General features: G+C 67.2%; 5 protein-coding genes. 1 reads left to right on the forward strand and 4 read right to left on the reverse strand.

Translation table 11 applies throughout. The features are described from left to right. Positions 1-59: 59 nt before the first annotated feature. The 4 genes from AC1DQP_RS13765 to AC1DQP_RS13780 form a co-directional block, all read right to left on the reverse strand. Complete coding sequence (locus AC1DQP_RS13765) at positions 60-686, reverse strand: LysE family translocator (protein WP_256777065.1); 627 nt, start codon at positions 684-686, stop codon at positions 60-62. A 218-nt stretch (positions 687-904) separates the two neighbouring features. Further along, complete coding sequence (locus AC1DQP_RS13770; RefSeq protein ID WP_457320815.1) at positions 905-3,778, reverse strand: TonB-dependent receptor plug domain-containing protein; 2,874 nt, start codon at positions 3,776-3,778, stop codon at positions 905-907. A 249-nt stretch (positions 3,779-4,027) separates the two neighbouring features. After that, the gene (locus AC1DQP_RS13775; RefSeq protein WP_478051804.1) at positions 4,028-4,408 is read right to left on the reverse strand and encodes a biopolymer transporter ExbD; all 381 of its coding nucleotides are present in this window, start codon (positions 4,406-4,408) and stop codon (positions 4,028-4,030) included. Between the two features lie 120 nt (positions 4,409-4,528). Beyond that, positions 4,529-4,939 carry an ExbD/TolR family protein gene (locus tag AC1DQP_RS13780; RefSeq protein WP_478051805.1) on the reverse strand — a complete coding sequence of 137 codons (411 nt, stop codon included), beginning with the start codon at positions 4,937-4,939 and terminating at the stop codon, positions 4,529-4,531. A gap of 132 nt (positions 4,940-5,071) precedes the next feature. Here AC1DQP_RS13780 and AC1DQP_RS13785 point away from each other — a divergent pair, with 132 nt between their 5' ends. Further along, entirely contained in the window at positions 5,072-7,063 is a 1,992-nt protein-coding gene (locus AC1DQP_RS13785) for a transglycosylase SLT domain-containing protein (RefSeq protein WP_478051806.1), read from the forward strand. The last annotated feature ends 159 nt before the right edge of the window (positions 7,064-7,222 follow it).

Consider the following 7,222-nt stretch of genomic DNA (forward strand, 5'->3'; position numbering starts at 1 on the left):
CTGGCCGGCTACCTCTAGAACAATGACGGTCCTGCCGGGTTGCCGGCCAGCGGCCGGCACTACGGTCGGGCGCGCAGCAGCGCCAGGCCGAAGCCGATGAAGATGGTGCCGACGACGCGGTCGAACACCTTGCGCAGGCCCGGGCGTGCCAGATAACTGGCCAGGCCCCGCCCACCGGCGGCGTACACCGCGTACCAGAACATCTCCATCAGCGCGAAGGTGCCCACCAGGACCACGAACTGCGGCAGCTGCGGCTGGGTCAGGTCGACGAACTGCGGCAGGAACGCCGAGGCGAACAACAACAGCTTGGGGTTGCTGATGCCGATGATGAAGCCATCGCGGAACAGGATGCGCCGCTTGCTCGGCGTGATCGCCGCGGTGCTGCCAACATCGATCGGCGCGTCACCGCCGCGCCAGGCCTTGATGCCCAGATAAACCAGGTAGGCCACGCCGGCATAGCGCAGCACGTCGAACACCATCGGCGAGGCCTTGAGTACCGCGCCCAGCCCGGCGGCGGAAATCGACAGCGCCAGCACCAGTGCGCTCAGGCACCCGGCCATGGCCGCGATGCTGCGGCGGAAGCCCACGCGCACGCTGCGGGTCATCACGTGCAGCATGTTGGGCCCCGGGGTGCCGCACAGGACGAATACGGTGACGGCGAAGATCCACCAGGTATGCAGGTTCATGGCAACAGTCATTGGAAAGGGTGGTGCCGGCCGCTGACCGGCTCGGCCATGATGCCTGACGGATAAAGCAGCAGCACGGCAAACATGCGCAATGGCCGGTGTGTGCAACGCATTTGTCTGCCCTTCAACGCAGCCGGGCATGGCCCGGCTCTACCGGATGGACGAACCGGGGCGCCGTGATGGCGCCCCGGTGGCATCACACGTACATCAACCGGCGATCAGAACCGCAGATCCGCGCGCATGTACCAGTAGCGCCCACGCGGGATGTCGTAGGTGGATGCGTCGTAGCCGTTGAGCGAGCACGACAGGCAGATTGGCGGGTCCTTGTCGAACACGTTGTTCAAGCCGGCGCTGAGCTGCAGGCCCTTCATCCAGTCCACCTTGTAGCCCACCTGCAGGTCATGGAAGGTGGTGGCATCAAGCGTGTTGGTGCCTTCCTGCTGGTTGCTGCACACCGGGAACGCCACGGCGTCGCCGCAGTCTTCGGTGAGCTCGGAAATGTGCCGCACGGTCCAGGACGCGCTCCAGTTGGCCAGGGCCCAGCTCAGCGTCGCGTTGCTGGTCCACTCCGGGATCGAACTGTCGGCCACTTCCACGCCCGGTTTCTGCGGCTGCCGCTGGCCCGCCGCACCCAGCGCTTCATAGCGCCCCACGAAGGTGTTCTGCCAGCCCAGCTTGAACTGGCCGACGTCGCTCTGCGGGAACGTCCAGAACAGGTCCACGTCCCAGCCGTCGGTCTTGATCGAGCCCAGGTTGGTGAGCCGGTTGTTGAAGCTGCTCACCGCACCGGTGGACGCGCGGCTGATGCCCTCGCAGTAGACCGGGTCCAGGGTTTCCACGCACAGGTCCAACTGGGTCTGCGCGTTGATGGCCTGGATGGCGCCTTCGATGGTGTGGCGGTAGAACGTCACTTCCACGTCGAAACGCTCCGACCACGACGCATCGTTGCCGAACCACGGGCTCCACACGAACCCGGCACTGAAGCTGCGCGAGCGTTCCGGGTCCAGTTCGGCGTTGCCGCCGGTGGTGACCGAGATCTGCGAGTTGGCCTGTTGGAAGCCGGTCGGTACGCCGAGCGCGGCGCAGTTGGCCGGATTGCCACGCGGTGCGGTACCGCCCAGGCCGATCGAGCACGGGTCGAACAACTGCAGGTCGGCACGCGCCGCCGAGCCATACAGCTCACCGATGGACGGTGCGCGGAAGCCTTCGGCGTAGCTGGTACGCAGCACGAAGTCATTGGTCACCTGCCAGCGCAGGCCGTACTTGGGGGTGAACTCGCCGCCGAAGGTGGAGTAGTCCGAGTAGCGCCCGGCCAGGCTCAGGTCGAGCTTCTCGCCGATCGCGCTCTTGGCGAAGATCGGCACGCTCAGCTCCAGGTACGCTTCATTGACGTCGTAGGAACCGGAGGTGGGCAGCGACGGCACGCCGTTGTAATGGCCGATCACGGTGAGCGGATCAGGATCGTAGCGGCCCTCGTACTTGCGGTATTCGTAGCCGGTGGCGAACGACACCGGGCCGGCCGGCAGGGTGAACAGGTCACTGCTCAGGTTGGCGGTGAACAGGCTCAACTCGTTCTGGCTGCGGTCGCGCACCACCGGCTGGATCCAGTCCAGCATCGCCGGGGTGATCGACCCGGCGCCCCCGAAGATGTTCAACGGCACGCAGCCGGGCGTGGCCGCGCATACCGCCGGGTCGCCCAGGGCCATGTTCACTTTGAAGATGTCATAGCTGCCGTAGTTGGTCTGCTCGGCCTTGTTCTTGCTGTACATGCCGTTGACGTCCCAGAACCAGCTGCGGCTGCCGGCCTCGAACTGGCCCACCAGGCCGGTGGCGAAGTACTGGGTGTTGACCTCCTGCTCGAAGATGCGCGCACCGCCCTCCACCGGGCGCCGGCCGATCAGGCTCATGTTGCCCGAGGACACCAGGTCGAACCCGAACGGGTTGTACGGGTTGAGCGCGGACACCACGATGTTGTCGGCCAGCGGGTTGCCGGTGGCGCCATCGGGGCCGAAGAACAGCGGCTCGGGGCCGGCCTGGTTGGTCGATTCGCGGCGGTTGCCCAGCGCCTTGATGTACCACTGGATGTTGTCGGTGATGTCGAAACGGAACTGGCCGAAAATGCCCTTACGTTCCGACGGCGTCAGCACCATGTTGTATTCGGCGAAGTTGAAGCGGTCGGCCGAGGTGAAGCAGTGGTAGTCGTCGGTGCGGCTGCAACCGGCACTGCCGTCGTAGCGTGGGTTGCTTGCCCCGGTGTTGGGCACGATGTCCTGCTCGGCCCCGGTGTTGGGGTCGACGAAGGCGAAGCGGCCCTGCGGAATGCCACCGCTGCCGAAGGCCAGCCCGGTGCCCGGGATCGGGAAGCGCGACTGCTCGCGGTCGCGCGCGTACACCGGGTCCTGCTTGGTCCAGCTGGCGCCCAGGAACAGGGTGTAGCGGTCGCCGCTGGTGCCCCAGGCCAGGTCCACGCCCTTCTGGGTGCCATCGCCCTTGCTGTACTCGCCGTAGTTCAGCGTGACCTGGCCGCCATCGAATTCGCGCCGGGTGATGATGTTGACCACGCCGGCGATGGCGTCGGAGCCGTACAACGACGACGCGCCGTCTTCGAGCACTTCGATGCGCTCGACGATCGCCAGCGGAATGGTATTGAGATCGGTGGCCGCGCCCACGCCGGAGGCCGAGGATTCGTTGACCCAGCGGATGCCGTCCACCAGCACCAGCACGCGCTTGGCCCCCAGGTGGCGCAGATCGACCTGGGCCGAACCGGCGCCCACGCCGCTGCCGTCAGGCGGGAAGCCGAAGTTGCCGGAGGAATTGAATTTGGCGTTCAACGCCGACCCGGACCCGGTGAGCTGCTGCAGCACTTCACCAATGGAGTTCATGCCGGTGCGTTCGATCTCGGCGCGGGTCAGGGTCTGGATCGGTACCTGGCCTTCCACTTCGGCGCGCTTGATGCGGCTGCCGGTCACCTCGACGCGGTCCAGCTCGGTGGTGGTTCGGGGCGTTTCCTGCGCGCCGGCCAGCGCGGGCACGGCCAACAACAGACACAGCGATACAGCGACCGCCAAGGGGCGGTAGTGCAGGTCGTTCATTCGCTCTCTCCACAAAGGAATGTTGGTCTGGGCTGCCGCACCCCCCTGCATGGCGGCAACGTCTCCTTTGTAAACAAACGGTAAACGGGCCGACGTGATGGACGACACTATTTCACGCGGATGCGACAAATCCGAACAGGCAACAAGCCCGCCCTGCAAGGCTTTTCGGGAGGCCGTCGTCGCGACGTACCCCGCAACGAGGCATGGTCTGGAACGGACGCAACACGCATCAGCGCGCGTGCACGCCACTCAGTCGTCCGCGTCGATCCCCAGGCCCGACATCAGCCCGGCGTTGTCCACGGCAACCATCACCTCGGACAGGGCCTGGTAGTCGGTGTCACCGGTGGTGCGCAGCCGCACGGTCGGGCGCTGCTGCGCCGGCAGGGTAGAAAAGACCTGCAGTTGCGCTGCCACTGCGCCCAACGGCAGCGGGACGCCGTTCCAGCGCAGGTGATTGGCCGCGTCCAGCGACAGTTCGATCGGGAGCGGACGCGGTGCATACGCCTCCGGACCGCACCATGTGGCCTGTGGCAATGGGAGGACCAACGGCCGCTGCAGCATCGGGAACGTGGCCACGACCACCACCAGCACCTCCAACATCACATCCACCAACGGCGTGAGGTTGGGCATGGCGATGGGGCCGCCGGGCCTGTTACCTGGAAAAACCATCCGCTGCATCCTGCACCAAGCTGGATTGCCCGTCGTGCCATGAAAGCGTGGCCCGTCCGCACGGACAGGCCACGACCGTGGTCAGGGACGCACGAAGGCGATGCGCTCCAGGTGCGCGTTGCTGGCAGCCGCCAGCACCTTGGCCATCACCTCATACTCGGCGTCAGGGTCGGTGGCGATACGCAGCTCCGGCAGGTTGCCGGCGTGTGCCTGTGCCTGGTCCTGCATGCGTGCCTGCAGGGAGGCGACCGGCACCCCCTGCCCGTTCCAGGTGACCTGGTTGGACGCATCCACGCGCAGCTCGATCGGCGCCGGTGGCTCGGTGGGCGGCACCACGCTGGTGGTGCGTTGCGGCAAGTTGACCGGAATGGGCAAGGACACCATCGGGGCGGTCACGATGAAGATGATCAACAACACCAGCATTACATCGACCAACGGGGTGACGTTGATCTCGGCCAGTGGTCCAGACGTAGCGGCTGCGCGGAATGCCATGCTCTGTCTCTCCCAGGAGCGGGCTGCCCCATGGCCGACACTACGCCGGGCGCGGCCGGTCTTCATGGCCCTGTGCGGCCCTCGTTCATGATCGAGTCGGCTTGCCCTCACCGCCCTTCACCGTGCGCCGTTATGCTCTCGGCCATGACTCGACTTCCCCTGTATTTCCTCAGCGCCTCCGTCCTGCTGGCCTGTTCCGGCGTCAGCCCGGTGGCCGACGCCCAGAACCTCGACGCGCAACGCGCGCAGGTCAAGGCCGCCATCGACAATGCCGAGCGCGGCCAGTTCGATCCTGCCCAGGCATCGGCATTGAGCAAGCATCCGCTGTACGGCTGGCTGGAGTACGCCAACCTGCGCCGCAACATCGACACCGTCAGCACCGCGCAGGCGCAGGACTTCCTCAAGCGCTACAGCGGCCAGGCCGTGGCCAGCAGCTTCCGCAGCGTGTGGCTGCCGGCGGTGGCGCGCCGCCAGGATTGGCCGACCCTGCTGGCCAACTGGGTCCCGACCGACAACGTCGGCCTGCGTTGCGCCCAGCTCAACGCACGCCAGGCCACCGGCAAGGCCGATGCGCAGTGGACCAGCGAGGCCCAGGCGATCTGGCGCAGCACCGGCAAGTCGCTGCCCGATGCCTGCGATGCGGTGTTCGCGGTACTCGATGCCAAGGGCGGCCTGAGCGCCGAACTGCGCTGGGCGCGGATCGACGCAGCCGCAGACGAACAGCAACCGGCGGTGATGCGCAGTGCCGCGCGCGGCCTGCCCGCCGCCGACCTGGCCTTGGCCAACACCTATGCCGCCTTCGTCGACAAGCCCAACGCCAGCGCGCTGAACTGGCCGCGCAACGAACGCAGCCGGCGCATCGCCACCGATGGCCTGGCCAAGCTGGCCAAGGCCGACCCGGGCGCCACCGAGCAGCAACTGCCGCAGTACGCCAGTGCGCTGCAGCTCAGTGCCGGCCAGCAGGCCCAGGTGCTGTACCAGGTCGCGCTGTGGACGGTGGCCTCGTATGGTCCCGAATCGGYGCGACGCCTGAATGCCGTGCCCGATTCGGCCTATGACGAGCGCCTGCACGAGTGGCGCGCGCGCGAGGCCATGTCGCGCGGCGACTGGCCGCAGGCGCTGGCGGCGATCCGCAAGATGGGCCCGGCCCAGCGCAGCGATTCGCGCTGGCGCTATTTCGAGGCGCGCATGCTGGAGAAGACTGGCAAGCGCGGCGAGGCCCAGCCGCTGTATCGCGACGCGGCCCGCGCGGCGACTTTCCACGGCTTCCTCGCTGCCGACCAGCTCGGCCAGTCCACCTACACGCTGTGCCCGTGGGAACCCAATGACAGCGCGCAGGCGCAGGCAGCGGTCGCGCGYGATCCAGCGATCATCCGCGCGATGGAGCTGTTCAAGATCGAGCGCGCCGGCTGGGCCGTGGCCGAATGGAACGACGCGTTGAGCCGCTACGACACCACCCAGCGCCGCATCGCGGTGGAAGTGGCGCGCGACAACGGTTGGTTCGACCGCGCGGTGTTCTCGCTCGGCAAGACCCCGGACGAGCAACGCCTGTATTCGCTGCGCTTCCCGCTGCACCACGATGATGCGATCCGCCGCGAATCGGCACGCAATGCAATCGACCCGGCCTGGGTGGCGGCCGAGATCCGCGCCGAGAGCATCTTCAATCCGAAGGCGCGCTCGCCGGCCAACGCCATGGGCCTGATGCAGGTGCTGCCGGCCACCGGCGCCAGCGTGGCCAAGTCGATCGGCCTGGCCAACTACGGCGGCGCGGCCAGCCTGTACGACCCGGACACCAACATCGCCATCGGCACCGCCTACCTGCGCCAGCTGATGAACAAGTACGAAGGCCTGCCCTACATCACCATCGCCGCCTACAACGCCGGCCCGACCCCGACCGCACGCTGGCAGACCCAGCGCCCGGGCTTCGATCCGGACATCTGGATCGAGACCATCAGCTATAAGGAAACCCGCGAGTACGTCGCGCGCATCCTGGCCTTCAGCGTGATCTACGACTGGCGCTTGAACGGCAACGCCCTGCCCGTGACCGACCGCATGAACGGCCGACTGCAGGCCAAGCGCAAGAACTTCGCCTGCGCGGCCAACGCGGACAAGGGCGGCGACTGAGAAACGCGGCCCAAGGTAGCGCCGGCCGCTGGCCGGCTCCCCAGACCGCCCGAACACCCCGGTAGTGCCGGCCGCTGGCCGGCTCCCGACACTGCCCGAAAACCCCGGTAGTGCCGGCCGCTGGCCGGCTCCTGGGAATCTTCGGGCATTGCGAGGAGC

The organism is Stenotrophomonas sp. P5_A8 (assembly GCF_056400545.1).

Coding starts and splice junctions, on each gene's coding strand:
- AC1DQP_RS13765 (WP_256777065.1), bottom strand. CDS start 686: ATGAACCTGCATACCTGGTGGATCTTCGCCGTCACCGTATTCGTCCTG.
- AC1DQP_RS13775 (WP_478051804.1), bottom strand. CDS start 4,408: ATGCCCAACCTCACGCCGTTGGTGGATGTGATGTTGGAGGTGCTGGTG.
- AC1DQP_RS13770 (WP_457320815.1), bottom strand. CDS start 3,778: ATGAACGACCTGCACTACCGCCCCTTGGCGGTCGCTGTATCGCTGTGT.
- AC1DQP_RS13780 (WP_478051805.1), bottom strand. CDS start 4,939: ATGGCATTCCGCGCAGCCGCTACGTCTGGACCACTGGCCGAGATCAAC.